The sequence below is a fragment of the Aquibium oceanicum genome, from assembly GCF_001889605.1.
In the GTDB taxonomy this organism is placed as follows: domain Bacteria; phylum Pseudomonadota; class Alphaproteobacteria; order Rhizobiales; family Rhizobiaceae; genus Aquibium; species Aquibium oceanicum.
The window spans coordinates 1,790,782-1,804,399 of the sequence record NZ_CP018171.1; the positions used below are offsets into that span (position 1 = coordinate 1,790,782).

At 64.7% G+C, this 13,618-nt stretch carries 12 protein-coding genes; 5 read left to right on the plus strand and 7 right to left on the minus strand.

Annotation, left to right across the window (positions count from 1 at the left end):
* Nucleotides 1–130 precede the first annotated feature (130 nt).
* The 5 genes from betA to betI form a co-directional block, all read right to left on the minus strand.
* Nucleotides 131–1,783 (minus strand): choline dehydrogenase, encoded by a 1,653-nt coding sequence (gene betA, locus BSQ44_RS08915; protein WP_072603176.1) that lies wholly within the window; start codon nucleotides 1,781–1,783, stop codon nucleotides 131–133.
* A 215-nt stretch (nucleotides 1,784–1,998) separates the two neighbouring features.
* Nucleotides 1,999–2,988 carry a threonine ammonia-lyase gene (locus BSQ44_RS08920; protein WP_072603178.1) on the minus strand — a complete coding sequence of 330 codons (990 nt, stop codon included), beginning with the start codon at nucleotides 2,986–2,988 and terminating at the stop codon, nucleotides 1,999–2,001.
* Entirely contained in the window at nucleotides 2,985–3,629 is a 645-nt protein-coding gene (locus BSQ44_RS08925) for a glutathione S-transferase family protein (RefSeq protein WP_072603180.1), read from the minus strand. The genes BSQ44_RS08920 and BSQ44_RS08925 overlap by 4 nt, the downstream gene beginning before the upstream one ends.
* Nucleotide 3,630: 1 nt before the next feature.
* Nucleotides 3,631–5,127: a choline-sulfatase gene (gene betC / locus BSQ44_RS08930; protein ID WP_235633416.1), complete on the minus strand. Its 1,497-nt coding sequence runs from the start codon at nucleotides 5,125–5,127 to the stop codon at nucleotides 3,631–3,633.
* Nucleotides 5,128–5,512: 385 nt separating this feature from the next.
* The gene (betI, locus tag BSQ44_RS08935) at nucleotides 5,513–6,094 is read right to left on the minus strand and encodes a transcriptional regulator BetI (RefSeq protein ID WP_072603183.1); all 582 of its coding nucleotides are present in this window, start codon (nucleotides 6,092–6,094) and stop codon (nucleotides 5,513–5,515) included.
* 357 nt (nucleotides 6,095–6,451) lie between these two features.
* On the opposite strand from betI, the gene BSQ44_RS08940 reads away from it, so the two are divergent.
* Nucleotides 6,452–7,642, plus strand: a complete 1,191-nt coding sequence (locus BSQ44_RS08940) for an abortive infection family protein (RefSeq protein ID WP_072603184.1) — start codon at nucleotides 6,452–6,454, stop codon at nucleotides 7,640–7,642.
* On the opposite strand, the gene BSQ44_RS08945 is transcribed toward BSQ44_RS08940, so the two are convergent.
* The gene (locus BSQ44_RS08945) at nucleotides 7,639–9,219 is read right to left on the minus strand and encodes a trypsin-like peptidase domain-containing protein (RefSeq protein WP_072603185.1); all 1,581 of its coding nucleotides are present in this window, start codon (nucleotides 9,217–9,219) and stop codon (nucleotides 7,639–7,641) included. The two genes, BSQ44_RS08940 and BSQ44_RS08945, sit on opposite strands and share 4 nt — an antisense overlap.
* 490 nt (nucleotides 9,220–9,709) lie before the next feature.
* Here BSQ44_RS08945 and BSQ44_RS08950 point away from each other — a divergent pair, with 490 nt between their 5' ends.
* The 4 genes from BSQ44_RS08950 to BSQ44_RS08965 all read left to right on the plus strand — a co-directional run bounded on the left by BSQ44_RS08950 (nucleotide 9,710) and on the right by BSQ44_RS08965 (nucleotide 12,843).
* Nucleotides 9,710–10,126 carry a hypothetical protein gene (locus BSQ44_RS08950; protein ID WP_072603186.1) on the plus strand — a complete coding sequence of 139 codons (417 nt, stop codon included), beginning with the start codon at nucleotides 9,710–9,712 and terminating at the stop codon, nucleotides 10,124–10,126.
* Between the two features lie 299 nt (nucleotides 10,127–10,425).
* The gene (locus BSQ44_RS08955) at nucleotides 10,426–11,592 is read left to right on the plus strand and encodes an acetyl-CoA acetyltransferase (protein ID WP_072603188.1); all 1,167 of its coding nucleotides are present in this window, start codon (nucleotides 10,426–10,428) and stop codon (nucleotides 11,590–11,592) included.
* Entirely contained in the window at nucleotides 11,589–12,335 is a 747-nt protein-coding gene (locus tag BSQ44_RS08960; protein WP_072603191.1) for an SDR family NAD(P)-dependent oxidoreductase, read from the plus strand. The genes BSQ44_RS08955 and BSQ44_RS08960 overlap by 4 nt, the downstream gene beginning before the upstream one ends.
* Before the next feature lie 22 nt (nucleotides 12,336–12,357).
* Nucleotides 12,358–12,843, plus strand: coding sequence for a hypothetical protein (locus BSQ44_RS08965; RefSeq protein ID WP_072603193.1), 486 nt, complete (start codon nucleotides 12,358–12,360; stop codon nucleotides 12,841–12,843).
* 6 nt (nucleotides 12,844–12,849) lie between these two features.
* Here the strand turns inward: BSQ44_RS08965 and BSQ44_RS08970 are convergent, their stop codons facing one another.
* Nucleotides 12,850–13,599, minus strand: coding sequence for a DUF3750 domain-containing protein (locus tag BSQ44_RS08970; RefSeq protein WP_072607952.1), 750 nt, complete (start codon nucleotides 13,597–13,599; stop codon nucleotides 12,850–12,852).
* Nucleotides 13,600–13,618 lie beyond the last annotated feature (19 nt).

Below are 13,618 nucleotides of genomic sequence, written 5' to 3' on the forward strand. Positions count from 1 at the left end.
TTGAGTTAGGCTGGCGGTATCGATGGGCTGTCTTTCAATCTGCGGGATACGTGGCTTAGATTCGCGGACAACTGCCTTTCAATTAGCGGTCCGCCGACTGAGCGGTCGGCCGGGATCCACCACCCGCCCCTCACCGGTCGCTCGCCTGCCAGTGCGGGTTGATCCACGGCTCCTGGTTCGACGGCGGTAGCGGCGTCTTGCCCAGGATGTGGTCGGCGGCCTTTTCCCCCGTCATGATCGAAGGCCCGTTGAGGTTGCCGTTGGTGATGCGCGGGAAGATGGAGGAGTCCGCCACCCGCAGCCCCTCCACGCCGATCACCCGGCACTCGGGGTCGACCACACTTGCCGGATCGTCGGCGCGGCCCATCCGGCACGTGCCGCAAGGATGGTAGGCGCTCTCCACATGCGCGCGGATGAAGTCGTCGAGGTCGGCGTCCGACTGCACGTCGTCTCCCGGCGACAGCTCCCGCCCCCGGAAGGGTTCGAAGGCCGCCTGTCCGAAAATCTCGCGCGTCAGCCGGATGCAGTGCCGGAAGTCGCTCCAGTCGTCGGGATGCGACATGTAGTTGAAGCGGATCTCGGGCTTTTCCCGCGGGTCCGCGGAGCGCAGTGTGACCGCCCCGCGCGACTTGGAGCGCATCGGGCCGACATGCGCCTGGAACCCGTGCGACTTCGCCGCCGCCTTGCCGTCGTAGCGGATTGCCGCCGGCAGGAAATGATACTGGATGTCGGGATACTCCACCCCCGCCTTCGAGCGCACGAAGGCTGCCGCCTCGAAATGGTTGGTCGCGCCGAGCCCCGACTTGAACAGCAGCCACTGCAGGCCGATCCTGGCCTTCGAGAACGGGTTCAGCACCGAATAGAGCGTGATCGGCTGGATGGATTCCTGCTGGATATAGAGTTCCAGATGGTCCTGAAGGTTTTGCCCGACGCCCGGCCGGTCGGCGACCACCTCGATCCCGTGCCGCTTCAGCTGATCGGCCGGTCCGATGCCCGACAGCATCAGGAGCTTCGGCGAATTGATCGAGGATGCGGCGAGGATCACCTCGCGTTTTGCCTTAACGACCTGAATCTTTCCGCGAGCTTCAATTTCCACCCCGGTGGCGCGGTGACTCTCCATCACCACCTTCCGAGCCAAGCCACTGACGAGACTGACGTTCTTCCGCTTCAGCGCAGGCCTCAGATAGGCGTTCGCCGCCGACCAGCGCCGCCCCAGATGGATCGTCTGCTCCATCGGTCCGAAGCCTTCCTGCTTGGCGCCATTGTAGTCCCCCGTCACCTCGAAGCCCGCCTCCCGGCCGGCCTCCACGAAGATCTGGTAGAGCGGGTTCTTGCGCGTGCCGCGGCGCACGTGCAGCGGCCCGTCGGTGCCGCGCCAGCCCTCCTCGCCTCCGTGCGAATGCTCCATGCGCTTGTAGTAGGGCAGAACGTCGGCGAAGCTCCAGCCGGCGGCACCCGCTTCGGCCCAGTGGTCGAAATCGCGCGCATGGCCGCGCACGTAGACCATCCCGTTGATCGACGAGGACCCGCCGATCACCTTGCCGCGCGGCGTGGCGAGCACGCGCCCACCCAGATGCGGCTCGGGCTCGCTGGAAAAGCCCCAGTCGTAGAGGCTCATGTTCATCGGGAACGACAGCGCCGACGGCATCTGGATGAACGGACCCATGTCCGTCCCGCCATACTCGATCACGATGACGGAATTCTTCCCGTCCTCCGACAGCCGATAGGCCAGCGCGCAGCCCGCCGAGCCGGAGCCGACGATGACGTAATCCGCTTCAAGCATCGGAGCATTTCCCTCCGGTGCGTCGTGGTTCGACAGGCTCACCATGAGGGCGAGAGGAGCATCGCAGCCACTTTACCACGAGGGTGGAGCTGGAGCGCCGACGCTTCTTCGATGTGGCAGGCGGGGCGGCGGAGCAGCCTTCACCCTCATGGTGAGCCTGTCGAACCACGAGAGTGAAGGCGGGAAGCTGCTGCTGCGGCGTGTCGCGTCGAACCTCATGCATCGCCGACATGCCTCATGAAATCGCTAAGAGAGACGTTGCCCCCGGAGCAGATGACCAGCACGGACTTGCCCGCCACCTCCATGCGGCCGCAGAGCAGCGCCGCCAGCGAGGCCGCGCCCGAGGGCTCCAGCACCAGCTTGAGCTTCTCGAAGGCGAGCTTCATCGCGGCGCGCACCTCGGCGTCGGATACGGAAAGCCCCTCGACGCGCGACGCGCGGACGGCCTCGAACGGCGCCTCGCCCGGCCGGCGCGCCATCAGCCCGTCGCAGATGGTGCTGGCACCCATCGGCGTCGCCTCGATCGCGCCGTGAGCCAGCGAGCGGCCCATGCCGTCGAACCCCTCCGGTTCCACTGCGACGATCCGGGTGCCGGGCGACAGGTAGTGAAAAGCGAGCGCGACGCCGCCGATCAAACCGCCGCCGCCGACCGGGCAAAGCAGGATATCCGCCGTCGTGTCTTTCGCCTCAAGTTGATCGAGGGCTTCAATACCCGCGCCGGCCTGTCCGGCGACGATCTCGACGTCGTCAAAGGGATGCAGCAGCGTCAGATTTTCATCCGCAGCGATCGACCGCGCCTTCTCCGCCGCCACCTCTTCGCGCGCCCGCTCGCCGTGCTCGGTCAGCACCACGCGCGCGCCGTAGCCCGCTGTCGCCTCGCGCTTGGCCGCCGGGGCATCCACCGGCATGACGATGGTGACGGGAATGCGCAGCGCCTCGCCCGCCGCTGCCAGCCCCTGCGCGAAATTGCCGGATGAGTATGCCACGACGCCACGTTTCGCCTCTTCGGGAGACAGCTGCCTCAACCGCCAGTACGCCCCGCGTGCCTTGAACGACCCCGCCCATTGCAGCGATTCCGGCTTGACGAACAGGCGCGCGGCTCCGGACGCCTTCACCAGTGCGGCGGATTCCAGCAGCGGCGTGACCTGCGTCGCCTCCCTCGTGACGGCGTAGGCACGCTGGAGATGCTCGAGCGACGGGATCATTTCGCCCTCAGGCTCTCGTAGGAGACCATGACGTGCTTTGCATAGGCGGGGCGCTGGGTCAGGCGGTCGTAATAGGCCCGCAGGTGAGGCGTGTCGGCGCGGTCGAAGTCGAGCGTGAAGTAGCGGTAGAGGGGCATCCCGACGATCATGTCGGCAAAGCACGGCGTCTCGCGCCCCAGGAAAGGCGTCGTCATCTGTCCCAACCGCTCGTCCAGCATCCCTGCCAGCCGCTTCACCCTGGCTTCACTGGCGGCGAAAGCCTTCGCGTCGCGCTCTCCCGGCTTCTGTCCGATCAGCGGCCAGAAGATGCCGGGCAGGAAGGCCGGCCCGAACGTGGTCTTGATCCATTCCGCCCAGACGTCGAGCGGCGCCCGCCGCGCCGGGTCGGCCGGCCAGAAGGCTTCCGATCCATAGCGCGCGCCGAGATAGCGCACGATGGCCGCGCTCTCGAACAGGGTCAGGTCGCCGTCCTGCAGGACGGGCACCAAACCGTTCGGGTTCATCCGGCGATACTCTTGCGTATCGGTGCCGCCGAACGCTCCGCCGACATCCACCCGCTCGCACTCCAGCCCGATCTCGGCCAGCGCCCACATGACCGCCTGGACGTTCGAGGATGTGGCGCGGCCCCAGACCTTGATCATCTCATTCTCCCCTCGGAAACCGCTTCGATTCTTCCAGGATGTTGAGGTCCATGTGGTTGCGCATGTACCTCTCGGATGCCTGCCGCAGCGGCTGGAAATCCCACGGGTAGTAGGCGCCGTTGCGCAGCGCGGGATACACCACCCAGCGCCGCGCCTGGCTCTCGCGAACCTCGGCGTCGAAGCGCGCCATGTCCCAGCGCGCCCGCACCTTTTCCATGAACGCCGCCACCATGCCGGCATGCGCCGGATCGGCCGCGAGGTTCTCCCGCTCCTGAGGATCGGCTACCAGATCGAAGAGCTGCGGCGGGTCGATCTCGCAATGCACGAACTTCCACCGCCCCTCGCGGATCGCCACCAGCGGCGCGTTGGAGCCCTCCGCGGCATACTCCATCACCACCGGCTCGCTGCGCTCCTGGCCCGCCAGCATCGGCACCAGCGACTGCCCGTCTGTCCACGGCATGATCGCGCCCATGTCGATGCCGGCCAGCTCGCAGAGCGTCGGGCAGATGTCGAGATTCGACACCGGCGTCGTGTGCAGCCCCGGCGCGATGCCCTTTCCCGCGATCATCAGGGGGACCCGCGACGAACCCTCGAAGAAGCTCATCTTGAACCACAGGCCCCGCTCGCCCAGCATGTCGCCGTGGTCGGAGCAGAACAGGATCAGCGTGTCGTCGAGCATGCGCGTGCGCGTCAGCACGTCCAACAGCTCGCCCACCTTGTCGTCGAGGTATGAGATGTTGGCGAAGTATCCGCGCCGCGAGCGCCGCACCATCTCGGGCGTGATGTCGTAGGCGGGATAGTCGCTCGCCACATAGAGCCGCCGCGAATGCGGATCCTGTTCCTCGAAGGGAATGAAGCCCACCTCCGGCTCGAGTGCGGCGCAATCCTCGTAGAGGTCCCAGTATTTCCGCCGCGACACGTAGGGATCGTGCGGATGCGTGAAGGAGACGGTGAGGCACCACGGCCGCCTGTTCGGGTCGGTCGACCCCCGGGCGAAATCGTAAAGCTTCTGGCCGGCATGGAAGCAGACCTCGTCGTCATACTCCATCTGGTTGGAGATCTCGGCCACCCCTGCGCCGGTCACCGAGCCCAGATTGTGGTACCACCAGTCGATGCGCTCGCCCGGCTTGCGGTAGTCCGGCGTCCAGCCGAAATCCGCCGGATAGATGTCCGTCGTCAGCCGCTCCTCCAGCCCGTGCAGCTGGTCCGGCCCGACGAAATGCATCTTGCCCGACAGCACGGTGTGGTAGCCCGCCGTGCGCAAATGATGCGCATAGGTGGGGATCGCCGAGGGAAACTCCCCCGCATTGTCGTAGACCCGCGTGCGCGACGGCAGCTGCCCGCTCATGAAGGAGGCCCGCCCGGGCGCGCAGAGCGGCGAGGCCGTATAATTGTTGGCAAACCGCGCCGACCGCGCCGCCAGCGCCTTCAGGTTCGGCGCATGTAAAAAATCCGCCGGCCCGTCGGGAAACAACGTCCCGTTCAGCTGGTCCACCATGACGATCAGGATGTTCGGCTTGCTCACGACGTCCTCCCATGCCCCCGCGCGGCCGGTCTCGCCGCATCCCCGCGCGCCGATCGCATTTGCAATCCTGGGACTGCGACCGGCGGCCTACCCCCACCCCTGCCCCTCCCCTCTGAGGGGAGGGGGACGGAACCGCCGAGATTGGCATCGATGGTGTTCCGGCAGCCGACGGCACCGACGGTGTCCTGGCGACAGGTCACTTTGGCGGTTTCTCGACCAAGGACGGTGCCGCCGCCAAATCCCCCTCTCCCTTGAGGGGAGGGGCAGGGGTGGGGGTAACTCCATCCCCAATCCCTCCGCCCTTGGCCGGAAGACAAAGGCGGCCAACATAGAACGCGACCATCCAAGGACCTCACGCTCATCTCCCCCCCAACTGCATCCCGACATACTCCTCCACCAGCGCCACCGCGCTGTCGGCGTTCGGCGCGCCGTCCTTGAGCGCGCGGCGGATGTAGAGCCCGTCGATCAGTGCGGCTACCCCTTCGGCCACCCGCTCGGCCCGTTCGCGCGCCAGGAGCGGCGCAAGCCCGCTCATCAGGTTGGCGTTGAGCCGCCGCGCGTAGACCCGCAACAGCCGCCGCAGCGCCGGCGTGCGCTGCGCCTCGACGTAGAAGGCGAGCCACGCCGAGATGATCTCCGGCCGGAACTGCTTTTCGGAAAAATTCACCCCGATCACCGCCGACACCCGCTCGCGCGGCGTCGCGGCGGCCGCGAGCGCTGCCCGGCAGTCGGCCCCGAGTTCGGACAGCAGATGCCGCATGGTCGCTTCGAGCAGGTCGCTCTTGGCCCCGAAATAATGATGCGCCAGCGCCGAAGACACCCCGGCGAGCCCGGCGATCTCCGACATGGTCACGTCGAGCGACCCCCGCTCCCCGATCGCGGCGATCGCGGCATCGATCAGCGCCTGACGGCGCACCGGCTGCATTCCGACCTTGGGCATGAGGGCTCCTCAACGGGAAGGAGCCTAGTTTTGATTGACGCGTCAATCAAGGAAAAACCGAGCCGCCGCCGACGCACCTCCTTCTCCCCGTTCACGGGGAGGTCCGCAGGACGGCCCGAAGGGCCGGATGAGGGGCGGCGCGATGGTCGAGGAAGGCCCGTTGGTACTTCAAGACGAGGGAGACGCCGCGGCGCATCGCGGCGATATCCGGATCTGCTTGGGTAGGCTTTCACACGATGCTCCGCCCAGAGCCAAGGTGCAGAACAGAAAAGAATATGGAGGTAGCGTAAGTGGCGCGAGCCTCACTGGCACGACCGCCAATTCTGCGTGTAAAGTGGGGAGGAGGGATATTGGGTTTTGAAACAGCAAGCAGCGCAGCAGTATCCGACGGCGGCTGTCAAGCAGCTTAGAAATGCATTGGCTGGTGCGATCTCCGATTTCAGCGCAAACGAGGTACCTTCCCTCTGCAGCCGTCTCCAACTGCGAGACGGTGATCGCGAGGAGTCATTCAAGAGCAAATTTAAGTATGCAGAGCGACGACTGATCGAAAAATCAGCAGCGGAGTTGATCCCGATCGCTCAGCGCCTTCTTGAAGAAGTCGACTCCTATGAGGTGGCCGAGGCCTACGCTAAGCTGCAGGAAATAAATCAGGTCTCAGTCTCCGAACTCACACGTCGCCGCATCATGGCCCTTTTCGATAAACGGTCATACAGCTCTGAGTTCGAGGATATAGATTTCATCCGCCGCGTTTGGCCGACAACAAAAATGCCATCGGTCTTTATCTCATTCTCAAACCAGCCTTCCGAAGCGACGTTGGATGATGATCTCTTCAACAGCATCGCTCGGAACAACGACTGGGGCAACCGGGAGACGCTGGAAGCCGTTGGGTTTCTGACATGCTCGCAAAGGCAATTCTTTCGCTTTCTGGAGGAAGTCACCAGCCCTCTGACGCAATCGTCGGAGGCCCAAACCGACCTCGCGGCTGCAATCAATGATCACCTGCGCCATGATGGTTATCGGCTGATCATTGTCCGGCGGCTTTCAGGCAGCCCGGTTTACGAGGTGCAGCCTGCAGCCTTCGGCAGTCCCGCGGATGATGCCATCTCGCAGGCGCTTGCCGACTTCGACCCGGACTTGGTGCATGGCAGATGGACTCAGGCGCTAGACCGTCGGGATACCGATCCCGCAGGAGCGATCACACTGGCCAGAACGCTGCTGGAGGACGTGTGCAAGTGGATCATCATCGAAGCCGGGCAGACGTACGAGGAGAAGGATGACCTGCCGGTCCTCTATCGGAAACTCGCAAAGATCCTGAATCTGGCTCCGGACGGTTACACGGAACCTGTGTTCAAGCAGATTCTTGGAAGCTGCCAATCAGTCGTCGAATCGTTGGGGTCGCTGCGAAACAAGATCGGTGACGCTCACAGTCCGGGGCCAAGAAAACTGAAGCCTGCTGCCCGACATGCTCAGCTCGCCGTCAATTTGTCCGGCACGATGGCGACATTTCTGGTTTCGACATGGGTGGCAAGAAGAGGCGGAACCCCCTAGACTGCTGTCCACTTCTTCAACTCATGGATCGCGGTTGCGATTTGACGTCCCTCGTTCGGTCCACCCTTGTAAATGACGCCGACAACCTTGCCACTGGCATCCAACACGGGACCTCCCGACATGCCTTGACTTAGTTCTTGCGACACCTCCACTCGATCGATCGCGTGCTTGCGAGGGAGGGACGTAACCTTTCCACTTCGAATGTTTAAACGGTCACCAGGTCCATACCCGGGATAACCGTAGGCAATGACGTCGTCACCAACCGCAACCGCTGTCGTCGCCGCTTCCATTTCGAAGAACTCATTCGAACTAATGGCGTGGTCGAGGATTGCCAGATCGCGATGCTGGCATCTTCTGCGAACCGAAACATTGGCTTGGTTGGATGGCGTGCTCGGATGATAAACGAGCAGATCCTCTGGATCCTCCACGCAATGAGCAGCTGTGACGAGCCCAACTCCGCTCAGGAAAAACGCCGTACCCTGCTCGCCTCCATTCCCAGAATGCTCGACGATCCAAACTGACCTATCCCGCCGCTCACTTTCCGTCGGTGTGATCTTCACGGGATGATCCGCGAAGCTTCGATTGTAGCGCAAAGCCAAGGAACGAACGACCGGGTCGGCCAACCCCTTCAAATGGCCGACGTACGCGATCTTTCCGCGAATGTGTGTGCCGATATCGCCTTTCCCACCTTTGGAAAAATATGTTGCTTGCGAGGCTTTGAGCCCATGTCTCTCTATCGAGCTGAGCTTCGCTCGGATATCGCGGACGTAACGGCGATCAACGTTCAGCCCTGAATTGATCTTCACGCCAGTGACGATGCGCCGTGAGTTTCGGTCAGCGTAGTGGAGTTTATGCGGATTAATGATGAATCCGTTGCCTTGGACGGCGGTACGCAAGGCGGCCGAGAGCAACTCTGGGGAGAAATTCCCGACCGAGGGTGGGCCGGCTTCGAAGAGCGCAACTGGAGGCTGATAACCCGAGAACGTGATGTCGTCGGCATACCTAGTATAGATCGTTCTCGCGCTCTTTGCTATGCGCAGGAGCGCCTTATCGAGGCGATAGCAGATCATGTTAGACAGCACTGGGCTCGTCGGTGCCCCCTGGGGAAGATGTCCGTCATAACATGCTACTCTCGCCACGATCTCAGCAACGCGACGTTCAAGGCCGACGGACGTTAGCAGGCCCACGATCCGGTTTTCGGTGATCGTGGGGAAGAAGTCCTGGAGATCTAGGTTGACTACGAACCGTCGCGCGCCATGAGCCTCAGCATTCGTCTTGACAGAACGATCTAAAACGAAGCCGTGTACTGGGTTTCGTACTCGGTATATCTGGCCCAGTAAAGGCGCAAGCTTGCGCTGCAGAATCTTAAGCCGACTGTCCGGCGCGCAAATCGTACGAGTCTTTCCGGACCCTTTCGTAATCGAAAACCGTCGATACATCTTGCCGCGGTACCACCATATCTTCTTCAGCTCAGGAGGGCTCATACCAAGGTGGGCGAGTAACGTTGCCTCATCCCCCAGCGCGGCTGGGATATTGATGGGGTAGAGTTTGCCGAATACTCGAGCGGCCGATGGCACGGGGCCCCCTTCCAATCACGCCGCTCGCCACAAGCACTCGGCGGGCAAGATATGTCGAGACGTTTGCTCTTAGGCCGCAGTTACACAGCCCGTATGCGAAGAGTGGCCCCGTCCAGCTTGTATATCCACGGTGGCACGATTGATCTACGCGTCCCTGGAAATATCCACGGATAATACCAGTGCAGCTAACCGCGCTTTTCATTGTAAGGGAAGGAAAGGAGCGCTGAAGTGATGGAATAGGTGCAACGTCGAAAGCCGGCGGTTGAGTGTCTCCTTACACCCATCGGTCAACCCCAAGCCGCCGTTCCGCTCCCCACCCTATCTCAGACCCAAAATCGGACCAAGTCTCACGCAGACGCCCTCCAAATCTGTGAACAGTTACCCACGTTGCTCCAACGAAATCAACCCCTTCCACCAATCTCCACCCCTTTCCATCCACACCCTCTGAAACCCGCCCGACAATAGCGGCAGGTTTTATGGAGGCGCGGAGATGCACACTGGACTGCCGGACGATCGGACGCTGAGGCGCCTTGCGGCGCTGCTCGTCGCGATGGCCGTGCTGTCCGAGCGTGCCGCCGCGCGGTCGTTCCCCGTCCGCTGGATCGTCCTCTCCCTCCTGCGGGTGGGGGCGGCCGTGACGGAGACGTTCGTCGTCGAGGTGACGCAGCTGGAGTGGCCGTGCCCCGACGGCGCGTGGGATTTCCGCGGTGACGTGCTGGATGCCGCTTGGCTGGCCCTGCGCCTGCGCGCGCTGGCGGCGGTGATCGAGGCCCTTGCGGGCCTACCGTCCGGTGTCGACGCATGGATTTCATGGGTCGTCCGCGAGACGTGCAACGCCTTGCCGCCCGCCCGCCGGTCTTTCGCGATGCCCGGCGGCTGGAGTCCCGCGCCCAACGACACGTCATAGCGCGCCCCGGATCATTCATGTTCGATCGGACTGGCCACGCGGCAAAACCGCTGCGGGGCGCGTCGGCGTTGGCTCCGCGCAATCCCGGCTGCCGGCGCGGGCGGGCGCGGGAGGCGGCCGGCGACCAGGCCGTGTCACCTCCCAGGGTGATGCCAGCCCGTCCGCTGCATGCTTTCTCCTTTCCAAAAGCCGGTGCGTTTTGACCGATGCTCTTCAATCGGTTCAACCTTGAACAATTCCTTGCCCGGCGCCACATTTCGGGTAGACTAGGTCCGAACCTTCCCAGGGAGAAAAGATCCATGACTGCTGCCATCGTCGGCTGGGCGCATTCGCGCTTCGGAAAGCTCGAGGACGAGACGCTCGAGAGCATGATCGTCAAGGTCGCGACCGACGCGCTGGAGCATGCCGGCATCGGCCCCGACGACGTCGACGAGATCGTGCTTGGCCACTTCAACGCCGGCTTCTCGGCGCAGGACTTTACCGCCAGTCTCGTGCTCCAGGCCGACGACCGCTTCCGGTTCAAGCCCGCGACGCGCGTGGAAAACGCCTGCGCCACGGGCTCGGCCGCCGTGCGCCAGGGCATCCGCGCCATCGATGCCGACGCCGCCCGCATCGTGCTGGTCGTCGGCGCCGAGCAGATGACCAGGACGCCCGGCCCGGAGATCGGCAAGAACCTGCTGAAAGCCTCCTACCTGCCGGAGGATGGCGACACGCCGGCCGGCTTCGCCGGCGTCTTCGGCAAGATCGCGGCCGCCTACTTCCAGCGCCACGGCGACCAGTCCGACGCTCTGGCGAAGATCGCCGCCAAGAACCACAAGAACGGCGTCGACAATCCCTACGCCCAGATGCGCAAGGATTTCGGCTACGATTTCTGCCGCGCCGAGAGCGAGAAGAACCCCTACGTCGCCGGCCCGCTGAAGCGCACCGACTGTTCGCTGGTCTCGGACGGCGCCGCCGCGATCGTGCTCGCCGACATCCCCACCGCGCTTTCCATGCGCCGCGCGGTGGCCTTCCGTGCCAACGAGCACGTCCAGGACTTCCTGCCGATGTCCAAGCGCGACATCCTGCTCTTCGAGGGCGGGGCGGAGGCCTGGAAGCGGTCGCTCGACAAGGCCCGGCTGACGCTCGACGACCTCTCCTTCGTCGAGACGCACGACTGCTTCACCATCGCCGAGCTGATCGAATATGAGGCGATGGGGCTCGCCAAGCCGGGCCAGGGCGCCCGCGTGGTGGAGGAAGGTCTCACGGAAAAGAACGGCAAGCTGCCGGTCAATCCGTCCGGCGGGCTGAAGGCCAAGGGCCACCCCATCGGCGCCACCGGCGTCTCCATGCACGCCCTGACGGCGGCCCAGCTCACCGGCGAGGCCGGCGGCATCCAGGTGAAGGACGCCAGGCTCGGCGGCATCTTCAACATGGGCGGTGCCGCCGTGGCAAACTACGTGTCGATCCTCGAACGCATCAAATGAGGCCGGCCGCCGTCGTCACCGGCGGCGCCTCCGGTATCGGCCGCGCCGTGGTCGAGCGCCTGCTCGAAGACGGCTGGCCGGTAGCGGTGCTTGATTCCGACCGCGCAGCCCTCGCCAATGCCGAGGGCGAACTCGACGGCGAGGAGGCCGTCTTCCTCGAGGCCGACATCACCGACGAGGAGGATGTCGCCGATGCCTTCGACGCCGTCGTCGACCGCATCGGGCCGGTCGGCGGGCTGGTCAACTCGGCCGGCATCGCGCGCGACCTGCCGCTGCGCGACACCAGCGCCGAACTCTTCCGCCGCATCCTCGACGTCAACCTCGTCGGCTCCTTCATCTGCGCCAGGGCGGCCCTGGAGCGGCGAGCCGACACGCTCTCGATCGTCAACATCGCGTCTGTGTCGGGCCTGCGGGCCAATGCCGGCCGCGTTGCCTACGGCGCCTCGAAGGCGGGCGTGAAGCTGATGAGCGAAGTCATGGCGGTCGAACTCGGCGGCGAGGGCGTCCGCGTCAACTGCGTCGCCCCTGGACCGATCGACACGCCCATGGTGGCGCAACTGCATCGCGCCGAGGACCGGGCCGACTGGCTTGCCCGCGTCCCGCAGGCGCGTTACGGCGAACCGGAGGAAGTCGCCGCCGCCATCGCCTTCCTGCTGTCGACGGAGGCGAGCTACGTCAACGGCCAGACGCTGGCCGTCGATGGCGGCTTCCTGGCCGCAGGCATCATCCGCCGCGACCGCTGAACGCCAACCGGAGAGACTTTTCATGCGCTTGATCGCCGCCACCCTCGGGATTGTCGTGCTGGCGCAGGGGACCGCGTTCGCCCAGGACGACGTCACGGTGCCCTACGTGCAGGCTTTCTGCAGCCTCGGCACCGTCGATGGCGGATCCGGCAGGGCCTATCTGGCGACGCCGGAACTGGGCGAGGCCATCAGGACGGCGATGGCCGAGAACGCAAGGCTTCAGGAAGCCGATCCGCAAGAGAAGCCGCCGCTCGGCGACGGGGTTCCCTGGCAGAGCTTCCAGGACGTGGCGCCAGCCTGCGAACCCGGCGCCGTCACGACCGAAGGCGAAAGGCTCGTTGCGGAAGTGAAGTACAGCTTCCCCGACTCCCCCGGCTCCGGCTGGATCGACCGGCTCGTGCTCGTGAAGGCGCCCGACGGCGTGCTTTATGTCGACGATGTCCGCTTCGGCGACACCGGCGAGGACGAGACGCTGCGCAAGACCCTCGCGGAAGCGTTCTCGCAGTAGGGCGGATCAGTTGTCCGGCAGCAGGTTCACCCGCCCGTAGGCCGGTATCTTCAGCGCCGGGCGCGCGAAATCCACGCCCGCGACCAGACCGAGGAAATGGATCTCGAACCCGCTGCGCGCCCCCACGGCGAAACCGACCAGCCCGCCGAGCGTCGCATGCACGTCCTGCCCGTCCGGTGCGATGTCGAAACTGGCGAAGCCCGGCGCGAAGTCCCGGCCCGTCGCGTTCGGCGGCAGGGTGGCGCCCAGCTCCGGCGTCTCGCGCAGCACGTGGGCGACGAAGCTGTTGGAGTTCGGCCCCGGCCACAGCCGGTAGTCGCCGGGATGTGAATAGGGGTATTCCGCGATGGCCCGCTCCACCTTCGGAATCAGCCTTTCGGCCTCCGCGCCGCCCACCGAGCGGACCACCCAGGGAACATTGGAGTACCACCGCCCGTCTGCCGCATAGGCGTTGCGGCGGATCGGCGAGCCCCAGCCCACCTTGTCGTAACGCTCGTAGGCGGCGCTGCCCGGCCGTTTGACGACCAGCCACGAGTGGACCGCAAGCGCGCCCTTCATCCCGCCGGTGCGCGCCGCCATCACGTAGATGGCTGCCTCCTCCGTTGCCGGCGCGGCTGGCAGGACCCCGCTGGACGACCAGTCGGCCGATCGCCACGAACCGGGTCGGTCCAGCATCGACCACCATCCCGCCGTCGCGAAAGTCGGCGCGACGAACACGGCGAGCACGAACACGATCATCAGTCTGATCCGGCGCATCCGGAAAGCCTTTGCGTCT

Bases quoted from the DNA above. Each gene is read 5' to 3' on its own strand.
- BSQ44_RS08960 (WP_072603191.1), top strand. From the start codon at position 11,589: ATGAGGCCGGCCGCCGTCGTCACCGGCGGCGCCTCCGGTATCGGCCGC.
- betA (WP_072603176.1), bottom strand. From the start codon at position 1,783: ATGCTTGAAGCGGATTACGTCATCGTCGGCTCCGGCTCGGCGGGCTGC.
- BSQ44_RS08925 (WP_072603180.1), bottom strand. From the start codon at position 3,629: ATGATCAAGGTCTGGGGCCGCGCCACATCCTCGAACGTCCAGGCGGTC.
- betC (WP_235633416.1), bottom strand. From the start codon at position 5,127: ATGGTGGACCAGCTGAACGGGACGTTGTTTCCCGACGGGCCGGCGGAT.
- BSQ44_RS08955 (WP_072603188.1), top strand. From the start codon at position 10,426: ATGACTGCTGCCATCGTCGGCTGGGCGCATTCGCGCTTCGGAAAGCTC.
- BSQ44_RS08920 (WP_072603178.1), bottom strand. From the start codon at position 2,988: ATGATCCCGTCGCTCGAGCATCTCCAGCGTGCCTACGCCGTCACGAGG.
- BSQ44_RS08950 (WP_072603186.1), top strand. From the start codon at position 9,710: ATGCACACTGGACTGCCGGACGATCGGACGCTGAGGCGCCTTGCGGCG.
- BSQ44_RS08965 (WP_072603193.1), top strand. From the start codon at position 12,358: ATGCGCTTGATCGCCGCCACCCTCGGGATTGTCGTGCTGGCGCAGGGG.
- BSQ44_RS08970 (WP_072607952.1), bottom strand. From the start codon at position 13,599: ATGCGCCGGATCAGACTGATGATCGTGTTCGTGCTCGCCGTGTTCGTC.
- betI (WP_072603183.1), bottom strand. From the start codon at position 6,094: ATGCCCAAGGTCGGAATGCAGCCGGTGCGCCGTCAGGCGCTGATCGAT.